This is a genomic window from Companilactobacillus alimentarius DSM 20249 (genome assembly GCF_002849895.1).
GTDB lineage: Bacteria > Bacillota > Bacilli > Lactobacillales > Lactobacillaceae > Companilactobacillus > Companilactobacillus alimentarius.
This window is the reverse complement of record NZ_CP018867.1, coordinates 1,904,015-1,922,981: the sequence shown is the minus strand read 5'-3', so window position 1 is coordinate 1,922,981 and position 18,967 is coordinate 1,904,015. Positions and strand designations below refer to the sequence as shown.

The 18,967-nt window shown below is 36.0% G+C and carries 21 protein-coding genes; 8 read left to right on the top strand and 13 right to left on the bottom strand.

Features of this window, described 5'->3' with window-relative positions:
* Window positions 1–10 precede the first annotated feature (10 nt).
* From LA20249_RS09180 to LA20249_RS09165, 4 genes are all read right to left on the bottom strand, one after another.
* Window positions 11–862: a GRP family sugar transporter gene (locus LA20249_RS09180; RefSeq protein WP_057738518.1), complete on the bottom strand. Its 852-nt coding sequence runs from the start codon at window positions 860–862 to the stop codon at window positions 11–13.
* 202 nt (window positions 863–1,064) lie between these two features.
* Window positions 1,065–1,850 carry a glucose-1-dehydrogenase gene (locus LA20249_RS09175; RefSeq protein ID WP_057738520.1) on the bottom strand — a complete coding sequence of 262 codons (786 nt, stop codon included), beginning with the start codon at window positions 1,848–1,850 and terminating at the stop codon, window positions 1,065–1,067.
* A 121-nt stretch (window positions 1,851–1,971) separates the two neighbouring features.
* The gene (locus LA20249_RS09170) at window positions 1,972–2,478 is read right to left on the bottom strand and encodes a cyclophilin-like fold protein (protein WP_057738529.1); all 507 of its coding nucleotides are present in this window, start codon (window positions 2,476–2,478) and stop codon (window positions 1,972–1,974) included.
* Window positions 2,479–2,631: 153 nt separating this feature from the next.
* Window positions 2,632–3,507: an aldo/keto reductase gene (locus LA20249_RS09165; protein ID WP_057738533.1), complete on the bottom strand. Its 876-nt coding sequence runs from the start codon at window positions 3,505–3,507 to the stop codon at window positions 2,632–2,634.
* 124 nt (window positions 3,508–3,631) lie between these two features.
* Here LA20249_RS09165 and LA20249_RS09160 point away from each other — a divergent pair, with 124 nt between their 5' ends.
* Window positions 3,632–4,468, top strand: coding sequence for an alpha/beta fold hydrolase (locus LA20249_RS09160; protein ID WP_057738535.1), 837 nt, complete (start codon window positions 3,632–3,634; stop codon window positions 4,466–4,468).
* Between the two features lie 6 nt (window positions 4,469–4,474).
* On the opposite strand, the gene LA20249_RS09155 is transcribed toward LA20249_RS09160, so the two are convergent.
* The 6 genes from LA20249_RS09155 to LA20249_RS09130 form a co-directional block, all read right to left on the bottom strand.
* Window positions 4,475–5,356 carry a hypothetical protein gene (locus LA20249_RS09155; RefSeq protein WP_057738537.1) on the bottom strand — a complete coding sequence of 294 codons (882 nt, stop codon included), beginning with the start codon at window positions 5,354–5,356 and terminating at the stop codon, window positions 4,475–4,477.
* A 322-nt stretch (window positions 5,357–5,678) separates the two neighbouring features.
* Complete coding sequence (locus LA20249_RS09150; RefSeq protein WP_158294595.1) at window positions 5,679–5,954, bottom strand: type II toxin-antitoxin system RelE/ParE family toxin; 276 nt, start codon at window positions 5,952–5,954, stop codon at window positions 5,679–5,681.
* Between the two features lie 34 nt (window positions 5,955–5,988).
* Complete coding sequence (locus LA20249_RS09145; RefSeq protein ID WP_057738541.1) at window positions 5,989–6,234, bottom strand: type II toxin-antitoxin system Phd/YefM family antitoxin; 246 nt, start codon at window positions 6,232–6,234, stop codon at window positions 5,989–5,991.
* Window positions 6,235–6,577: 343 nt separating this feature from the next.
* On the bottom strand, window positions 6,578–7,480 hold the full coding sequence (locus LA20249_RS09140; RefSeq protein ID WP_057738544.1) for an aldo/keto reductase: 903 nt from the start codon (window positions 7,478–7,480) through the stop codon (window positions 6,578–6,580).
* A 41-nt stretch (window positions 7,481–7,521) separates the two neighbouring features.
* Window positions 7,522–8,262 (bottom strand): SDR family oxidoreductase, encoded by a 741-nt coding sequence (locus LA20249_RS09135; protein ID WP_057738546.1) that lies wholly within the window; start codon window positions 8,260–8,262, stop codon window positions 7,522–7,524.
* Window positions 8,263–8,805, bottom strand: coding sequence for a DapH/DapD/GlmU-related protein (locus tag LA20249_RS09130; RefSeq protein WP_057738548.1), 543 nt, complete (start codon window positions 8,803–8,805; stop codon window positions 8,263–8,265).
* A 118-nt stretch (window positions 8,806–8,923) separates the two neighbouring features.
* Here LA20249_RS09130 and LA20249_RS09125 point away from each other — a divergent pair, with 118 nt between their 5' ends.
* The 4 genes from LA20249_RS09125 (at window position 8,924) to LA20249_RS09110 (ending at window position 13,565) form a co-directional block, all read left to right on the top strand.
* Window positions 8,924–9,811 (top strand): LysR family transcriptional regulator, encoded by an 888-nt coding sequence (locus LA20249_RS09125; RefSeq protein WP_057738550.1) that lies wholly within the window; start codon window positions 8,924–8,926, stop codon window positions 9,809–9,811.
* A gap of 3 nt (window positions 9,812–9,814) precedes the next feature.
* Window positions 9,815–10,465: a nitroreductase gene (locus tag LA20249_RS09120; RefSeq protein WP_057738552.1), complete on the top strand. Its 651-nt coding sequence runs from the start codon at window positions 9,815–9,817 to the stop codon at window positions 10,463–10,465.
* A 166-nt stretch (window positions 10,466–10,631) separates the two neighbouring features.
* Window positions 10,632–11,165 carry a GNAT family N-acetyltransferase gene (locus tag LA20249_RS09115; protein ID WP_057738554.1) on the top strand — a complete coding sequence of 178 codons (534 nt, stop codon included), beginning with the start codon at window positions 10,632–10,634 and terminating at the stop codon, window positions 11,163–11,165.
* A 516-nt stretch (window positions 11,166–11,681) separates the two neighbouring features.
* A complete protein-coding gene (locus LA20249_RS09110; protein ID WP_057738556.1) occupies window positions 11,682–13,565 on the top strand; it encodes an SLAP domain-containing protein in 1,884 nt (627 codons plus the stop codon).
* Between the two features lie 9 nt (window positions 13,566–13,574).
* Here the strand turns inward: LA20249_RS09110 and LA20249_RS09105 are convergent, their stop codons facing one another.
* The gene (locus LA20249_RS09105; protein ID WP_057738558.1) at window positions 13,575–14,324 is read right to left on the bottom strand and encodes an alpha/beta hydrolase; all 750 of its coding nucleotides are present in this window, start codon (window positions 14,322–14,324) and stop codon (window positions 13,575–13,577) included.
* A 125-nt stretch (window positions 14,325–14,449) separates the two neighbouring features.
* On the opposite strand from LA20249_RS09105, the gene LA20249_RS09100 reads away from it, so the two are divergent.
* A complete protein-coding gene (locus tag LA20249_RS09100) occupies window positions 14,450–15,784 on the top strand; it encodes a dihydrolipoyl dehydrogenase family protein (protein ID WP_057738560.1) in 1,335 nt (444 codons plus the stop codon).
* 73 nt (window positions 15,785–15,857) lie between these two features.
* Here the strand turns inward: LA20249_RS09100 and LA20249_RS09095 are convergent, their stop codons facing one another.
* Window positions 15,858–16,148: a hypothetical protein gene (locus tag LA20249_RS09095; RefSeq protein WP_057738562.1), complete on the bottom strand. Its 291-nt coding sequence runs from the start codon at window positions 16,146–16,148 to the stop codon at window positions 15,858–15,860.
* A gap of 142 nt (window positions 16,149–16,290) precedes the next feature.
* Here LA20249_RS09095 and LA20249_RS09090 point away from each other — a divergent pair, with 142 nt between their 5' ends.
* A complete protein-coding gene (locus LA20249_RS09090; RefSeq protein WP_057738565.1) occupies window positions 16,291–16,710 on the top strand; it encodes a MarR family winged helix-turn-helix transcriptional regulator in 420 nt (139 codons plus the stop codon).
* Window position 16,711: 1 nt separating this feature from the next.
* Window positions 16,712–17,578, top strand: a complete 867-nt coding sequence (locus LA20249_RS09085; protein WP_057738567.1) for an SDR family oxidoreductase — start codon at window positions 16,712–16,714, stop codon at window positions 17,576–17,578.
* Here LA20249_RS09085 and LA20249_RS09080 read toward each other — a convergent pair.
* Window positions 17,575–18,939 carry an MFS transporter gene (locus tag LA20249_RS09080; RefSeq protein WP_083477911.1) on the bottom strand — a complete coding sequence of 455 codons (1,365 nt, stop codon included), beginning with the start codon at window positions 18,937–18,939 and terminating at the stop codon, window positions 17,575–17,577. The genes LA20249_RS09085 and LA20249_RS09080 overlap by 4 nt on opposite strands.
* Window positions 18,940–18,967 lie beyond the last annotated feature (28 nt).

Sequence of the window (18,967 nt, the reverse complement as noted above, 5' to 3'; positions counted from 1 at the left end):
AATTTAATTTTTAAAATATTGTAGTAACGATTGCTCCACCGACAATTAGAATTAAACCGATAATTGTCAATATCAATTCATGATGACTCTTCTTTTCACGTAAGAAGACCATTCCACCAACAGTTGAAATAACAACTGAAAGTTGCGAAACAACAAAGGCTGAATTAACTCCATTGTCCTTAACTGACAAAATGTATGTGATCGCCGCAATTGAAAAAACGAATCCGGCTAATATACTTTGCCAACTGGATTTCTCATGTAAAACTTGAGGCTGACGAGTGAAAACCAGGTAAAGTAAAACTGCTATAACCATTCCCACTGATTCTGGCAAGAAGATTGCCAAACCAGAAGATGTCATTGCTCTAGGAATCGAGTTGTAAACCAAGAAACCAATCGTGGTTAAAACCAACATGACTAACGTGCCCGTTTGCTTGTTAGCTTTACTACTCTTATCCTTTTTAGCGGTTAATGAAATTCCAACAATCAATAGTAGGATTCCGATTACGCCAAAGATCTTGGCATTATTTGAAGCCCATTCTCCAAAAATCAAAACACCAATCAGAGAAGTCCCAATCAATTGCAGACCTGTCGAAATCGGCATAGTCTGTGAAACTCCAATCGAACGATAAGCGTTGTATTGTCCTAATTGACCTATGATCCAAAAACCACCTGCTAGAGCAGCTAGAATGAAACTTAAAATTGAAATAGTTGGTCTATTTATTAGAAATACCACGATACTGACTAAGAGAGTGCCAATCGCTGTTCCAAAAATCTGATTAATTGGTCTTCCTTTTACTCTAGCAACAGTCAATGGTAAGATTCCCCAAGCAACTGCTGGTAATAACATTAATACGATACTCATATTTTTCCACTTCCATAATTTTCTATATCCCTCAAGCGATGAATATAGTATATGGCCTAGCTGACAATAAAAAAATTACTAAATAAACATGGTAGTATACATTAAACACATACTAATGAAATGAGCTTTCCTTAAAGATAAATTTTTTGTACAAAAAAAGCCTTCCATATCGTTTCCAATACAGCAGGCTTCTCCTAAAATTTTAACCTTGACCATCTTTAAAAGCAGGATACAAGGTCATACCACCATCAATAAATAAAGTAATTCCTGTAACATAACTTGATTCTGATGAAGCTAACCAAGCAGCACCCGCAGCTACTTCCTCAGGTTTACCAATTCGATCCATTGGCACCATTGAAACAGTTTGGTCATATTGCTCTTTATCGGCAAATTTTTTAGCGTTGATTGGCGTATTGATAGCACCAGGTCCAATTGCATTGACACGAATACCATATTTGGCATACTCCATGGCAATTGTTTTAGTAAAGAGTTTTACTCCACCTTTGGCAGCTGCATAGCTAGCAAAAGTAGGCCAAGGAATCTGTTCATGAACTGATGACATATTGATAATATTGCCAGCTTTATCATGCTCTCTAAAATATTTTAAGGCTGTCTTAGAACCTAAGAAAACACCAGTCTGATCAACAGCAATGACCCTTTGCCAGTCATCTAAGGATATTTCATGTGTTGGAGATTTCTTCTCCATCCCGGCATTATTGACCCAAACGTCAACATCGCCATACTTATCTAAGGCTGCTTGCAACAAGGCTTGATTGCCTTCTTCTGTAGAAACATCTGCTTGAACAATTGTAGCCTTACCACCGTTTTTTTCCACCGTTTCAGCGGCTTCTTTAGCTCCAGCTTCATCACTGTGATAATTAATAACGACTGACATATGTTCTTTACCAAATCGTTCTGAAATTGCCGTTCCAATTCCTTTAGAACCACCTGTAACAATGGCTACTTTATTATTAAGATCTTTATACATACAATCCTCCTCATTTTCGACAAGATAATTTTGAATATTTTGTTACTACCACATGATAATTTTAAAACAAACAAGTTATTTTGTATTCTTATTTGCCTGAATCACTGTTATTAAAGGCCTTCTATTCCTTAGTAATTCTGACATTCACGTTATTGCCCATATTTCTAATTACATTTCGATAATTGTTAGAATCAAATTTTCCAATAATATGAATTCCTTCATAATAATCTTCCGTTCCCCAGTAAAAAACGATTCTCTGTTGTGGAGACCAATAACCGATGGCGCCCCTAGTTCCCTCATGTCCACTCGGCATCCCTTTGGTAGGTAGCGAATGATTTAAATCAGCAACTTTTTCAGGCATATCAGCGTAGTCTCTAAAGCTTAGAGTTGTTGGCAATTCTTTAGCAAAAGCTTTAGCGGCACTAGAATTATTCAAATGAGCTTTTAATTCAGTTCCATTAATAGAAACAGTAATCTTAGTTTGAGTCTCTTTTTGTGCTGTCGTAACTTGACTAGTTCGTTCATTGGTACTCTTAGTTGCCTTAGAATTATCAGTTTTATTTTGTGAACAGCCAGCTAGCAAGGTTACGGCCGCAATAGTTAACAATAGTTTCTCTAATATTTTCATATTTCACCCTCTAGTTTTGATAATTCATATACTAGTGGCAAGCTCATTCTATGTCTAATACTTATATTCTATTAAGGACTATAATTAAAAGTTATATATAAAAAAGTACTGATAATAATCAGCAACGATTACCATCAGCACTTATTTTATTTATTAATCATTAGCGTGAACATCGAAAGCATTCAACAACATATCTTGAACACCTGGTGCATCAGGATCATGCATACCCTTACCATTACGGTCCAAGGCACGAATTGCATCCATTTCGTCAGAAGTTAATTCAAAATCAAAGATATTTTTGTTCGATTCGATCCGTGATTCATGAACTGACTTAGGGAAGACAATGATTCCCTCTTGATGTTCAAAACGTAGAATAACTTGACCAACATCCTTGCCATACTTCTTGGCAATATCGTTTAGAACTGGCTCATTGAACAATTCTTTATCACCTTGACCCAATGGACCCCATGCCTCAAGTGTCACATGAGCTTTAGCCATAACTTTACGCAATTCTTTTTGTTGGAAATATGGGTTGTATTGCACTTGATTGACACTAGGAAGTGTCGCAAATTTTGGCACAAATTGATTCCAGATCTTAACTGTCATATTGGAAACACCGATTGAACGAATCTTACCGGCTTTCTTAGCTTCTTCCATGGCCTTCCATGCTTCATCAACTTTGCCATATGGTTGGTGGATCAAGTAAAGGTCGATATAGTCCAAACCTAATTTGTTAAGTGATGTATCAATTGCTTTTTTAGCGTCCTCATAAGCGAAATCCTGTAACCACATTTTAGAAGTTACCCAAATTTGGTCACGAGGAATCCCACTATCTTTAATAGCCTTGCCAACTTCTTGTTCGTTGAAGTAAGCTACAGCTGTATCAATGTGACGATAGCCTAACTTCAAGGCATCGCTAACTGCTTTGTAAGTTGTTCCATCTGCGGGAATTTGGAAAACTCCAAAACCAAATGAAGGAATCTCAGTACCATCGTTTAATTTAAATGTTGGAATATTTGTCTCTGCCATAATTCTCTCCTTTACACTCGTTATACATTTTAATAATAGAACTAAATTGGAAATATAAAAATTACTAAATAGGTATAGTAGTATTCTTTTTTCGTATACTTGAATAAATTGATTGGAGGAAACAATGTCTAAAGATTACTTAACAGCTCCGAATAAAACTATTGTCAGTGCCACTGGTATAACTTTTTCTTATCGTGAATTAGGAAATCCTGACCAAATCCCTCTAGTTCTGTTCAATTTTATGGCTGGAACTTTGGATACTTGGGATTCTCGACTAATCAATCAACTCGCTCAAAGAAGACATCTAATAGCTTTTGACAATACTGGTGTTGGATATTCGAGTGGCAAAGTTCCAACTTCAATCAAACAGATGGCAATTGATGCATTAACATTTATTAAAGCTTTAAATTTTAAACAAATTGACGCTCTAGGCTTCTCAATGGGTGGAATGGTGGTTCAAGAACTACTGGAACTCGACTCGACCATCGTCAGAAAAATAATTCTTGCTGGAACTGGTCCCCGTGGCGGAAGTGGCGTTTCTTTAGCTGAGAAAATCATTAATCTGAAATTTCTAAAATCGTTATCACATTTAAACAATATCAAGTCATATTTATTTTTCACTAAAATACCTGACGAAAAAATAATTACCACGACTTACTTGAAACAGATTCAATCTCGAATGTCCAATCGCGACAAAAAGGCAACCTTATCCGTTTACCTTCGGCAATTAAAGGCTATCAACGATTGGTCTAAAGCAAAGCCAATGGATCTATCGACAATAACAAATCCGACTTTAATCGTGGATGGTGCCTATGACATTATGGTCCCGACGGTTAATTCATATGCCTTAAATCAAGAAATCAAAAATAGCACTTTAATAATATACTCTGACGCTGGACATGGCAGTATTTTTCAACACTTTGAAAGATTCTCAAAATCAGTGATCGAATTTCTGAATTAAATCAAATCACTTTCCTTTATTTTTTCGAGCTTCATCCAACGAAATAATATTATTATTTTCTTTCTCAAGTTCAAACTCTTCATTAGCTTCCTTAAGCATCTTCGGTTCACCTGCAATTAGAAATCGTTTATAAGATTGCGCTTTTTGTTCTTTTAGCCAACCCTTTTTAGCGACAAAATCGAATAAATCGGACAAAGCTGGAACTATTAGTTGATAGTCTGCTTTCGATAATTCTAAATTATCAATAAATTCCATTTGCATGATTTCTGTCATAGCCTTTTTGGTCCATGATTTGGGCGTCTTTCGATAAATATCATAGGCAAATTCCGTCAGAGCCGACATAATCAAATCCAAAAAGTCTTCAGTAACACCCTTTTGGCGCTTCTTCCAGTCAGGACTTTGAATGTAGCTGTCGACCCACTTATCAGAATAACTTGCAATATCGTCAGCAATATGTTGGCTCCATTTAGGAAGATTAGGATCATTATGCTCTGGTTTAGCCATTTTCTTTTCGGGAAATTCACCATTAAGCCCGATTTTTGTTTCTAAAGCGGTTAAAAGTTGATCTACTTTCTTCGATGTAACGGGAATTTCTTTATTAGTTGCTAAATATTTCAAGACAGCTTTTATAACATCGTAAATCGTTATTATCATCGCAAAAGAATGAGCGTCGCCTTCGTCAAATTCATCAACCATCGACATAACTAAACTGACAATAAATTCTTCATCCCACTTACTATAATCACCAAGATCAGAATTATCGGTTACTTCACTGATCATCTTGATGGTTCTGACAATCATTTCTCGTGAGTAATCATGCAGTGCTTTACACTCGGGACTCTCCAAAAATTGTGGAATTATGTCTTCTAATTTTTTCTTATTAGCCATTTTTTCTCCTAAAATTTTTCTTTCCTAGATTATATAATAATTAGCAACTTTCTACCTTGGTTAGTGTAAACTTTCGTCCTCCATAGCAAAGTCGATTTTGACTGGAACGTAGTGGGCACGACTTAGCCAAATCAACTTTGCTATTCCGGACTGAATCGTGGTTATATTATTGGAAGCAAAAAAGGATATTACTAGAATTAGATGTGCAATATTGCCGTACTCTAGTAATACCCTCTATTTATATAGCGATGATCTCTTGAAATTTAAAATTAAGCTTATTTCCGACTTATTCATAGAATCAAAGTGAGTACCTTTTCCTTAATCAAATTAAGCCTAAATTTGATAAATAATCTGTTCTACCATTTATTAACCTAAGTACACGTACAGTTTTCTCTTTTTCATAAACCTTATAAAACTGTAAATAATCTTCACATACCAGAAATCTAAAATCATTTGGTATTTGAGTATGTTTTTCTAACCTTATTCCCATTCCTGGTGTCTCCGCCAACAAATCTATTTGGTAATCAATCTTATTAAGCAATTTGTTAATACGGTCATCACTATAATTATTGACCCTTAAGTTACTTTCAATCATCATATAATCAAACTCGTAACCTTTGGATATCTCTACCTTATACATGATTTCTATTATGACGCTTTCTAAACTCGCTTAACGTACTTCCACTAAATTGACTATCTTCGCGACTTAAATCCTTTAGAAGTCTTATTTCAGTTTGAAGTTTATTCCAATCCTCTGAATTAACCAATGTTCCTACCTCATTCCCATTTTTCGTAAATATAACGGGCTGCCCTGGCTTTAATTCATCAAACACTTTTGTATAATTCCTTAACGCTGATAGAGATTTGATTTCACTCATTAGTAACACCTCTTTTTGTAAATAGATTTATGTATATATTATCATCACCGCTGTAAATTTGCATCAATAATGATAAACAAATTGTCATTCAAAATTTGCGTTAAGGGTATTGGGTCTCACGACACCAATGCTCTTTTTTTATTGTCCTTATTAATAAAATAGATAAAAAAAAACTAACCCCAAGGGTTAGTTAAAGTCTTGTCATTTAAAACTTGCATTGAAGCCATCAGCTCACGACACTAAGGGCTTCTTTTCATGCTTCTATTATATCTTATTTTAAAATAAGCCTCAATATTCTATTGCTGATGTTCTCCATTTTTAATACAATTCAGATTTTTCCTTTTTACTTATTCTCTGAACCGGTTTCTCCATTATAGCTGCCTAGTTTTCCACCAAAGACTGGGTAAAGGCTAGCATCGCCGTAATCCATTTTGTCTTGTTTAGCCAAAGTTGCCATATCCTCATCAGAGATTTCAAAGTCGATATCGGCATTTGATTTCATATGATCTGGGTTAGCAGTCTTAGGTAAAACTACCACGTTCAATTGCCAATCGAAACGAATGCACAACTGGGGAACGCTGACGTTATATTTGGCAGCCATCTTCTTGATGACATCGTTATTCATAGCTGCACCATGAGCGATTGGCGAAAAGGCTTCGACCACGATTCCATTATCTTGTGAATACTTGATAAGGTCTAGTGGTGTATCGCCGATATGAATCTGAATTTGGTTAACAGCAGGTTTTGTGTCACTGTTCTTAATCAAATTATCCAAGTCTTCTTTTTGGAAACTTGAAACACCGATTGTCTTTAATTTACCAGCTTTAACAGCATCTTCCATTGCACGCCATGTTTCCAAGTTACCCTCAAAGTGACGGTCTTTGCCCTGGTTAACTTCCATCCAAGGTTGTGGATTATGAATAATCATCATATCCAAGTAATCCAAGCCCATCTTACTTAGAGTTTCATCAATTGATTTTTTAGCTTCGTCATAATTTTTGATTTCAGCAGCAACTTTTGAATTAACAAAAATTTGGTCACGTGAAACATCGGAATTTCTAACACCCTCACCGACGCCACGTTCATTACCATAAGCTTGAGCAGTATCAATGTGACGGTAACCAATTTTAACAGCTGACTTAACCGCATCGGCTACCTTATCATCATCAATTTCCCAAACACCTAAAGCTAATTTGGGAATCTTAATTCCATTATTCATTGTAAAAGTCTCATCAAATACTGACATAAATATCCTCCTTGTTATAACGCTTTCATTATATATTTAAACTACACTTCTTGTCCTGTAGGACGAATTACCATTTCATTAACGGCCATATTACTTGGTGTATCAATTACAAAAGCCACAGCTTGAGCAATCTCTTCTGGCTGTAGTGCCTCCATTTGAGTACCAGAAGCTTCCATGACTTTTTCCAAACCAGCATGTACTTCACTGTTATTCACTGACTTATATAACTCAGTTTTTACTGAACCAGGTGCAATAATAGTTGTCTTGATATTATTCTTGTGCTCTTCTTGACGAAGACCTTCCATAATTGCCCGAACAGCATATTTAGTACCAGAATAGGCTGCATAACCAGGCAATACTTCATAGCCTAAAACGGATGAAGTCGTGATCACATGTCCACTCTTTTGCTTTTTCATAATTGGTAAAGCTGCAGCAATTCCGTTAAGAACACCTTTAATGTTGATATCCAACATGTTTGTCCATTCATCTCGAGCAATTTGGTCCAAGTTATTTACTGGCATGATACCAGCGTTATTGAACAAAACATCGACACGTCCAAATTTTTCAATTGTCTTGTCGATCACATTTTGGACTTCTTTTTCCTTAGTGACATCAGCTTCAACTGCCAAAATATCACTATCAGGATTATCCTTTTTAATTTCTTCCAAACGATTCATTCTTCTGGCAGCAATGGTTACTTTGGCTCCCTTACTAGCTAAAAGTTTAGCTGTAGCAGCGCCAATTCCACTAGAAGCTCCCATAATTACGACTACTTTATCCATCTAATTTTCTCCTTTAATTGTCTTAATAACCTGAGCCGGTACACCACCGACCATCGTATTGGCAGGCACATTTTTAGTTACCACAGCTCCAGCAGCGACGATGGCATTTTCGCCGATCACTACTCCAGGAGTGACTGTAACATTTGCTCCTAACCAAGCGTTGTCATGAATATAAACTGATTTCAAATTAAGATTTCGTCTTTGACTTGGTTCGATACGGTGATTAACAGACACGATGGTTACTCCCGGTCCAATTAAAACATTGTCGCCGATATAAATGCCACCCATATCGGTGATCATTACTCCTGCATTAACGAAAACATTTTTACCAAAATGCAAATTCCGTCCAAAATCAGTATAAAAGGGCAAACGAATTTCGGTCGAAGAATCAATTTTTTCATTGGTAATCTGACTAACCCTTTGACGGATTTCATTTGGTCCATATGTACCATTATTTAATTGTTGAACTAGTTTCTGATTAACTTGATTGATTTTTTCAACTTGATCATACGCTTTAGTTCCCAAATCCATTTTTGATTCCAACAGAAAACCTCGCTTCCTAATTTCTTGATTGAATTCATTATACGAAGAGATTATTATAATGTTAAATACTTATTAATAATAGTTTACTATAACTTTTACTTATAACAGAGGTGTACTAATGGACGTCCGTGTCTTACGTTACTTTATCATCATTGCTCAGGAACAGAATATTTCCCGTGCCGCCCGCTTACTGCATGTTTCACAACCAGCCTTGTCACGCCAAATTGCAGATTTGGAAACCACTTTAGGAACCAAGCTCTTCATCCGTGGCAAAAGACAATTGCAATTGACCCAAGATGGCTATTATTTATTAGAACAGGCTAAAGAAATCGTCGGCTTAGTTAACAAAACCACCTATAATCTTCAGAAAAAAGATGTTATTTCCGGTTCGTTAGATATTGGTTCTGGCGAAAGCATTGCTTTGAAATGTGTCATGCAAACTATCAAAGAGATTATGCACAAGTACCCTGAAATACACATCAATTTCCGTAGTGGCGACGGCGATACAATCAAGGCAGATCTCGACAGTGGAATTTTAGAATTCGGTATCATCATGGGTCAAAAACAGTTGACTAATTACCACACTTTAGTCTTACCTCAGCGAAATCGTTGGGGCGTGATCATGCGAAAAGATGAACAATTGGCGAAACAAAAGGAAATCTACCCTCGTGATTTAATTGGTCGTCCAATTTTAATTTCCCGACAAATCCGTGGCAAGAAATCCTTTCAAGATTGGAGTAAAGATTTATTTGATCAATTGAATTTTGTCGGAACTTACAATTTGATTTTTAATGCTGGATTATTGGTAGAAACTGGAGCATGTATCGCCTTAACCTATGAAGATCTGGTCGACACTACTTCCAATAAAGGATTAGTTTTTCGGCCTTTAGCACCAGAACTAACCGATCCTAATACCGTAATTTGGAGCAAGAATCGAACTCTACCAACCGCTGCCAAATTATTCTTAGATACCTTACAAAAAAATATTAAAGAAACTGGAACTTAAATTATGGAATTCAAAGAAACAGTTAATAATCGTCATTCCGTTCGTGACTTTAAAAATCAATCTATCAGTCAAAAAACTTTAACGGAAATTATCAAGCTAGCTCAAAAATCCCCATCTTGGGTCAACTCTCAACCTTGGAAAGCCTACGTTGCCATGGGTGACACTTTAAACGAAATAAAAAATGAATACGTCAAAAGAGCTTCTGAAAAAGGCAATCCTGATTTTCCTGTCATGCACCGAAAAGATTGGAGTTTAGCTGCTCAAGAAAACATGCAACAGTGGCGCCATGACATCGTCCACCATTTTCCAAATTTTGATGAAGCACATGAAAAAATGAGTTCTGCTAGTATTCACCTATTCAATTCACCAGCTATCATCTTTTTAACGATTCCCAAGAATTCATCATCTTGGTCAATTTTTGACGTCGGCTCATTTGCTCAAACCATCATGTTAGCCGCAACCGATAAGGGTTTAGCAACAATTCCCAATTACACCAGCGTAAAGTTTCCCGAAGTGATTCGCCAAAGAATGAATCTCCCCGATGACGAGACCTTAGTAGTCGGTATTTCCATCGGCTATCCAACCGATACCACCATCAACACTTTCCAATCAAAACGTGAACCTATTAATGATGTTTTGAAATTCAAAGACTAATTTAATTTTTAATTAATAAACAAATAAAAAATATCAGAGTTAAATTTGTTATTTAAGATAATTCTAATTTTTAACACCAGATTTTCTTTTTATCGAAGATAGTGGTTCAACTAACTAGAATTAAAATGATAAAATTAAATCATCTTATTTATATGGAGGCTTACAATTGAGCTCAGTTTATATCAAACGTGCACAAGTTCCAGATTTAAAAAAAATTATGAATATTATCGCCCAGGCTCAAGCTATGTTAAAAGCTGATGGCAGTCCCCAATGGCAAAACGGCTATCTTAGTTTAGATACCATAAAAAGCGATATTCTAGCCCAGCAATGTTGGGTTTTAATAGTCGATGGCAAAATTGCTGGAACAGCTACCTTAATTATTGCGGATGACCCAAACTATCGTAATATCACTGATGGTCACTGGAAGAATACCACCGATCCTTACGCAACAATCCACCGCATCGCTATCAATCCCGATTACGCTGGCCAGCATTTAGGAAAAATCTTTATTTCTAATTTAATCAGCCATTCTTATCAAAATGGTATTCGTAATTTTAGAATTGATACGCACTTATTAAATAAACGTATGCAGTTTTTGGCAAAGAACTCTGGTTACGTTCATCGTGGGAAAATTTATGTAGACGAACCCGCTGTTAATCACGAAGACAATGCCCGATTAGCTTTTGAATTAAACTTGTAAAGTTGGTATTAAACTGCCGTCGTCCGTTCGACTAGATGGTGGTTTTTAGTTTTGTCACAATAATTTCTAAAATAAATAACGATACCCTGATAAAATTCAGTTTAATCGAATTCTATCAGGGTATTATTTGTCTTAAAAAATGGTGTTGTTATTCAACAAAATATGTCTAAATCTATCTAAATAAAAGAAGAAATCTAGTCGGGAGCAAAATCCCTGTGATGGCTCAATAGCCAAATTATTCTTAGCAACTTGTTGCTTAGAATAAGACCGAGTTTTGAGATTTTGCGAACTATGCAAAAGCTCAAAATCGTGTCGGCTATGTTCCAGCCAATCACAGGGATTTTGTGGACGGCGGCATATTTAGAATATTTACTATAATTATCTTTTTCAGACTTAATTGTTTGTTGATATAACATGATATTTTCACTTCACAGTACAAAATTCCTTGCTATACTTGTAGCAACTTTCAAGTGTATCTTGAAAACCCCCTACCACAAAAAGCAAGGAGTTCTCAACATGAAGAAACCAACAACTATTTTACTATCCGCAATTATCTTAGGAGGATTCTGTTATACCACGCTCAATTCGACAGCTACCGATGTTGAAGCCACAAAAAGTTCAGAAACAAGGGATATGCCCGTTCCTAATGGACAAATTTTAAACTTTGATGAGAAGTTTGATTTGAACGAATTAGGATCAGAAGCTTTTATTCCGATTGAAGCTTATGCAGAAACTGGCAAATTCTTAGAAGTTGGTTATATTAAATTGAACCAACGTAACATCTGGGATCTTCAAGAAAAGAAGAAGACCACTGTGGCAACACCTACTATTGAAACAGAATCAAACGCAGGTGGATATTTGGAATATGAGGCCTTAAATGTCAATTTGAATATGGTTTATGACGAAAAAAAACAGACATTTACCCTCTTTGACAAGGAAACACCAGTAAGAAAAATTACTTGCGAGTTAACTGATGGTTCAGCCACAATTCATTACCTTTTCAAAGATACCAAAAAAGAATTCTTTACTGCTCAACAAGAGGATGCTTTCGCCTACCATGAGAGGGGAGACAAATTCATGGTTTCAACCTTAAAAGAGATTGATGATTCCCCAAAATTAATTGGTTACTTTGACGCTTATGATCTCGACTTTGAAGGCTTTACTCAGTGGGACCCCTTAAACGATATCGATGGTGGTGCCAAATCTGATGAACCTATCATAAAAAAATTTGACCGCAAAACTATTGATAAAGAATCTAATAATGAATTTAATGTTTACTTAGAAAAGGCCATGCCTTATACGATCAATTACAAAGTTTACTTAGATAACAAGCCTTATTTTTCTAAAAAAATTACCGCAGAATTAAATGATCAGATTCCACTACAAGATGAACCTAAGATGCCTGATAGTAGTTTAGCAACACTTAATAAAGATAAAACAGCTTTCAGCACTATCTATGAATATTTACCACAACTAGGAACTACTATTCGAACTGGGTCAGTTTTATATCGAAAAATTTTTGAACAAAACTTTGGCAAAGTTGGATCTGCTAGTAGTATAGATAACCAACCTAACTTTTTAAATACTGGTATATATGGTATTAGTGGTGAAAAACTCGAAGATAATCAAGTTCTAGTAAAACTTGAGAATGCGGGTAGGACGTCCACTTTAGAACTCTATTATGAATCAAATCAATCTGACGAAACAGACGATAACGAAGTTACCGCCGATGTCACTATTAGCTCTAATTTAGGTAATCAAGTTGTTCCTAATGTCACTGGAAAAATTGGTTCAGATATTTCTGTCACTGTCCCCGTAATTTCCGGACATGTTGCTGATAAGAAAACAGTTACAGCTCACGTTAACCAAGATGGGACTATTACCACTAAAGAAAAGATTACCTATACTATTCAAAATACTGCTATCGACAAGCCAAATAACAATAATTCTTCAACCAATAACGATGCAGATACTTCCTCTAATCTACCAAGTAAATACAACGGTTTAATCGCAACTATGAAGAAAAATGTCAATCTATATGACATAAAAGACGGCAAAATGGTTAAAAATAAGCAGCGTCAATTGGCTGCCCTGTCAGATTGGAAAGTTGATCAGATCATAACTTTAAATGGTACAAAATATTATCGTGTGGCTACCAATGAATGGGTCAAAGATCACGATATTTATCGTTATATCAATCAAAGTGGTGTCATTAATACAAAAAATGTTTCAATAACTAATCTATTCTCAGCTGAGACTCAATTAATCAACAATCGCGGTTTAGCCAATGACACTGCTTGGAAATATGATCGAATCGCTTATTTAGGTGATAATGAAACAAAACATTATCGAGTAGCGACTAACGAATTTGTTAAAGCTAGTGATGTTTTCACAAAATAGCCTAACTTTTTATCCCAACAAAAACTCGGTTGTAATATTCAAAGCCTCTTGACGTGAATTACCAATCGAAAAGCCATGGTCTGCATCATCTAGTAAATGCAATTGATCATTTTGATAAACATCATCATATCTAGTCGAAGCAATTTTATCGACCACCGTATCTTTAAGTCCGTGAACTAGACAAACAGGGCCAGTATATTCCTTAGCCACATCATAAATTGGGAGAGTTTGTGCCGTCCGCAAGTAAAAGCCACCCAGCGTTAAACCTTTTTTAATTGCCAAAGTATCGGGAATGTTTTGAGGGTCATAAGTATATCCTTGAGTATTTCCCTTTAAAGCATCATCTCTTAATGTAGCTGCCGGAGCTAACAAAGCTAATTTATCTATTTTTTCGTGGTAGTAGCCGGCAATCATACTAGCCACGACTCCACCTTGAGAATGTCCTACTAAATACAAATTTTTCACACCTTTGATATTGCGGGCATAATCCAAAATAGCTTTTCCATCACCAATCTCATTCAAGACAGTCATATCTTGGAAACGACCATCGCTTTGACCATGGCCATTAAAATCAAAACGTAAAGTTGCCATCCCTTCAGCTTCAAAGCGTTGTGCCAATTGATACAATAATTGTTCCGGTTCTATTCCTCGATTTGAAGTGAATCCATGCATCAGAACAACTAAGTTGAATTCCTTTGCCTTAGGCTTAATCAATGTTCCTCTTAAAGTTAATCCATCACGTTTTATCTCAACATCCATAGCAAATTTCTCCTTTTGGATTATTCTAATACTTCTTATTACCCTACGAAAGAGCCTATTAATTGTCATGGTGTAAGAAATGTTTTAAATTTAACATATAGAATAATTATTGGAGGGATAATTTAATGTCTGAAAAATTTGATTATGAGGTACTCTATATCGGTGCTGGACACGCAACTTTTGACGGAGCTGCGCCTTTAGCTGAGAGTGGTGTTTCCGTTGGTGTTATCGAAAGCGGCTTAGTCGGCGGTACTTGTCCTAACCGTGGTTGTAATGCCAAAATTGCACTTGATGAGCCAGTCAAAGTGACCCGTGAAGCACAACGTTTAAATGGTATTTTAAAGGGCGATATTTCAATTGATTGGACTAAAAACATTGAACACAAACAAGAGATCATTGATGTTTTGCCACAAGGATTAACTGATCGCTTGGAAAATGCTGGTGCTACAATCATCAAAGGATTCGCCCAATTTCAAGACGAGCACACCGTTATTGTGGATGACCAAAAGAAAGTTACTGCTGAAAAGATCGTTATTGCTACAGGTTTGAGACCCCATCGCTTGGATATTCCCGGAACTGACTTAGCTCATGACAGTGAAGACTTCCTCAACTTGAAGAAATTGCCTAAGAAATTAACCATTATCGGTTCTGGATACATCGGGATGGAATTCGCTACTATGGCCAATGAATCTGGGGCTGATGTGACGGTTATGCTACATACCGACAAAGTTCTAAGAAAATTCTATCAACCATATGTTCAAAAAGTCGTCGATGACTTGAAAAAGCGTGGCGTGACATTTATTGAAAATTCTAACGTACAAGCCTTTGCTAAAAAGAATGACGCCTATCAAATTACTTATGGCGACAATCAAACCTTAACAACCGACTGGATTTTAGACGCAACTGGAAGAATTCCTAATCTTGATAACCTCGGATTGGAAAAAATCGGCGTTAAATATGACAAAACCGGTGTCTTCGTAAACGATCATCTCCAAACAAACGTTGAGAACATTTATGCTGCTGGCGATGTTGTCTCTAACGACCTTCCAAAAGTTACTCCTGCAGCTTACTTTGAATCCAAATACTTAATGGAACTATTCTCCGGACAAACTCAAGACGCCATTGAATATCCCGTTATCCCTTCAGTTGTCTTCACTTCTCCACGTATCGCTAAAGCCGGTATGTCAGTTGAAGAAGCCAAAGACAAAGGCTACAAGATTAGCACTAATGATCTTGCCAACTATTGGTATTATCAAGTTGATAAAGAACCTATCGCTGAAAGCAAGCAGATTCACGATAATGAAGGACACTTAGTTGGTGTCACCGAAGTCAGTGATCAAGCTGAAAATGCTGTCAACGCATTGTTGCCAGCAATTCAATTTAAATTCGATCGTAAACAAGTTAACCAACTAATTGGAATCTTCCCTTCAATTGGTTATGCTGCTTGGCACAGAGCTTAAGCAAAAATAGAACAAGACAAATATTGAGCCTGGTAATCTAATTGGATTGCCAGGCTCATTGTATTTTTTAGACTTATGACTCAGCTAATAGGTCTGCCATGAGATGATTCTTCACATAGTCATAACCACCATAGCCACTATAAGTAATTGAATATTTCAAATCATTACAAGTAAATTTAACTTGATTCCAACCTTCATATTTACCCGTCACAATATCGGTCATTTCCTTAATTGGAACTCTGATACTGTGATGCAAATCACCCTTTAACGTTGAAATTACGAGTGCATCCTTTGTAAAAGAAAGATCGACATAACCGTATGACACATTATTTTTACCTTTAAAAATCTGTACATATGCAAACATTTTTCCACTTTCCTTTCTGGATCTCAACTATAATGTAGACCCTCGAACGCGTTTGATAGCAAGAGATTCAGACAATTTTTGGATATATTTGACCAATCGTCTATAATATAGTTAGTGTACTAACTATATAGGAGGAATCTTCTTGAATACAGGTTATCTTTTAATGCAGATTTCTAAAGAAATTCGCTATCAATTAAATCAACAATTACTAAAGGAAAATATAACTATTCAACAGTGGGCTGTGGCGGAACAAATTTATCTCTTGTCTCCGCGAAAACAAGCTACTGTTAAAAACATTGCCCAAGCTTTAAATATGGATAGACCCACGGCTTCTGGGATTGTTAATCGCTTAGAAACTAAGAAAATAATCACTAAAAAAGTCGATTCAGCTGACAAACGTTCCTATCTGATCTCTTTAACATCAAGTGGCGAGAAATACTTAAATCTTGGACAACAAATCAGTAATCAGGTCATGGATTCTTACTTAAACCACTTATCAACTCCAGAACAAACAGAACTTAATCAACTATTGAGTAAATTTTTAAAATCAGACGAGGTGTAATATGGAAAAAATATTAATTATCGGTGCCAATGGCAATATTGGGTTCCCACTAGTTCAAAATTTGAGTCAAAATCATAACATTAAGGTTGTCGCTGGCGTTCACAATATCAAAAAAGACCAGGAAAAATTAGCAAGTATTCCTGATCTTGAATTGAGACATTTTGATTTTTTAGATTCTTCTACCTTTGAAAGTGCTTTGACAGACGTCGCAAAAATATTCTTCGTTCGTCCCCCACAATTAGCTCAACCTGAAAAAGATATGTTGCCATTTTTGAAATATGTTCAAGAGCAACAATTAAAACAAGTCGTTTTTATTTCACTCTTTGGTGTCGAAAAAAATCCTCGAACACCCCATCATAAAATTGAAGCTCTAATTGAAGAGTTGAATTTACCTTATACCTTTATCAGACCAAGTTTTTTCATGCAAAACCTTAACACAACTCATCGCGAGGACATTGTCAAAAATCATGATCTCTTTATCCCCGCTGGCAAATCCAAAACTAGTTTCATTGATACCCGTGATATCGCTGACGTAGCAGCTATAGCTCTCTTAGATGACAAATACCTTCATCAAAAACTCAATATCACTGGTCCACAAGCTTTGACCTATTATGAAATTGCCGAAGTAATGACTCAAGTACTAGGAACCAAAATCACTTATAGCAAACCTAGTCTTTTAAAGTTTCGCCACACCATGTTAAAACGCGGTATGAAAAAGGATTTCGTCAACGTCATGGTAATGCTCTACCTCATAACTCAGCTGGGAAACGCCAAAACTGTTACTGATGAAACCGAAAGAATTTTAGGACATTCTCCACGTAACATTGCAAATTACGTTAAGGATTATAGAGAATACTTTCTAAATTAATTTGATTTCAACTTTTTTCTATTGTTAAAAATGATAATCCCTAATGAAAAGATTAGAGCTATACCAACTAAAACAGTAATCCATATCATTGCATGATTATAGGACATTGCTGGATTCGAATAACGGCTGACTAAAGTCACAACAACAGATAATCCAACTGACCCACCAATTTGATGGACTGTATTAACAATACCTGAAGCTGAACCCGTCATTTCTGGAGTTGTATGGGAAACTCCAGAAACAGTCAACGGACTGAGCACAAATGCCTGTCCAATTCCGACGAATATCATAGGAATAGCTATCGATAGCACATAACCAGACCCAATTCCTAAAATTGCAGTAGCAAGTACCCCTATAAATGTAATAACCATCCCAGTAATCAATAACTTGGAATTGCTAATCTTGGTTGATAATCTAGTCTCAACCGCTGCAAAAATGAATTGTGGAATTGTTTCAGGTAAAAAGCCAAGAGCTGATCCTAAGGGACTAAATCCATATACTCTTTGCATAGCCAATGGGGTTAAGAAGAAGTACGATACCGCAAATCCCATATATGCAAATCTGGCCAGATAAGCAAAACTACGTTCCGAATTTTTGAACAGTGTTAATGGCATAATTGGTTCTGAAGATTTATTTTCCTGAAATACGAAAAGTATCAAACTGACGATGGCAACAATCAATGATAATCCTCGATAGTTAGTTCCATCAATACTATAGACTAAAGCTGAGATTCCTAAAATCGAAAAAATAGTTCCTAAAATATCAATTTTTTCAGCATAAGTTTTTTCAGATCTCAAATATTTAATTGAGAGTAATAACATGGCAATTCCGATTGGAAAATTTAAGAAAAATCCCACTCTCCAAGACCAATAACTGGCAATAATACCACCAATTACAAGTCCAAAACTAGATCCCAATCCGGCGGTCGCTCCGTAATAACCAATAGCTTTCGTTCGCATTTTTCCCGAATAATTATCCATCAACAATGCTAAAGTACTCGGAGCAAGAATTGATGAACCGATACCTTGAACGGCACGCATGGAGATAATCATAGCAGCACTATTTGAAAGTCCAACTAATAATGAACTAACGCTAAAAATTGCCAGTCCAATTAAATAGACTCTTTTTCTACCAAAGACATCGCCGGCTTTACCGGAAAATAACAGTAATCCCCCAAAAGTTAAGGCATAGGCGTTAGTTATCCATGATAATGATTGATTGTTTAAAGACAAATCATTTGCTATTTTAACTGTACTTGTAAAAATAATTGAATTATCTAGAATTATCATAAAATACGTTAAAAGAATGATTGGTAAGGCTATTCCAAACCTTTGTTTATTCGTTCTTACTTCTTTTTTCAAAAACAAATCCCTCTTTAGACATTTTTAG

Coding starts and splice junctions, on each gene's coding strand:
- LA20249_RS09180 (WP_057738518.1), bottom strand. CDS start 862: ATGAGTATCGTATTAATGTTATTACCAGCAGTTGCTTGGGGAATCTTA.
- LA20249_RS09175 (WP_057738520.1), bottom strand. CDS start 1,850: ATGTATAAAGATCTTAATAATAAAGTAGCCATTGTTACAGGTGGTTCT.
- LA20249_RS09170 (WP_057738529.1), bottom strand. CDS start 2,478: ATGAAAATATTAGAGAAACTATTGTTAACTATTGCGGCCGTAACCTTG.
- LA20249_RS09165 (WP_057738533.1), bottom strand. CDS start 3,507: ATGGCAGAGACAAATATTCCAACATTTAAATTAAACGATGGTACTGAG.
- LA20249_RS09160 (WP_057738535.1), top strand. CDS start 3,632: ATGTCTAAAGATTACTTAACAGCTCCGAATAAAACTATTGTCAGTGCC.
- LA20249_RS09155 (WP_057738537.1), bottom strand. CDS start 5,356: ATGGCTAATAAGAAAAAATTAGAAGACATAATTCCACAATTTTTGGAG.
- LA20249_RS09150 (WP_158294595.1), bottom strand. CDS start 5,954: ATGATGATTGAAAGTAACTTAAGGGTCAATAATTATAGTGATGACCGT.
- LA20249_RS09145 (WP_057738541.1), bottom strand. CDS start 6,234: ATGAGTGAAATCAAATCTCTATCAGCGTTAAGGAATTATACAAAAGTG.
- LA20249_RS09140 (WP_057738544.1), bottom strand. CDS start 7,480: ATGTCAGTATTTGATGAGACTTTTACAATGAATAATGGAATTAAGATT.
- LA20249_RS09135 (WP_057738546.1), bottom strand. CDS start 8,262: ATGGATAAAGTAGTCGTAATTATGGGAGCTTCTAGTGGAATTGGCGCT.
- LA20249_RS09125 (WP_057738550.1), top strand. CDS start 8,924: ATGGACGTCCGTGTCTTACGTTACTTTATCATCATTGCTCAGGAACAG.
- LA20249_RS09120 (WP_057738552.1), top strand. CDS start 9,815: ATGGAATTCAAAGAAACAGTTAATAATCGTCATTCCGTTCGTGACTTT.
- LA20249_RS09110 (WP_057738556.1), top strand. CDS start 11,682: ATGAAGAAACCAACAACTATTTTACTATCCGCAATTATCTTAGGAGGA.
- LA20249_RS09105 (WP_057738558.1), bottom strand. CDS start 14,324: ATGGATGTTGAGATAAAACGTGATGGATTAACTTTAAGAGGAACATTG.
- LA20249_RS09100 (WP_057738560.1), top strand. CDS start 14,450: ATGTCTGAAAAATTTGATTATGAGGTACTCTATATCGGTGCTGGACAC.
- LA20249_RS09095 (WP_057738562.1), bottom strand. CDS start 16,148: ATGTTTGCATATGTACAGATTTTTAAAGGTAAAAATAATGTGTCATAC.
- LA20249_RS09085 (WP_057738567.1), top strand. CDS start 16,712: ATGGAAAAAATATTAATTATCGGTGCCAATGGCAATATTGGGTTCCCA.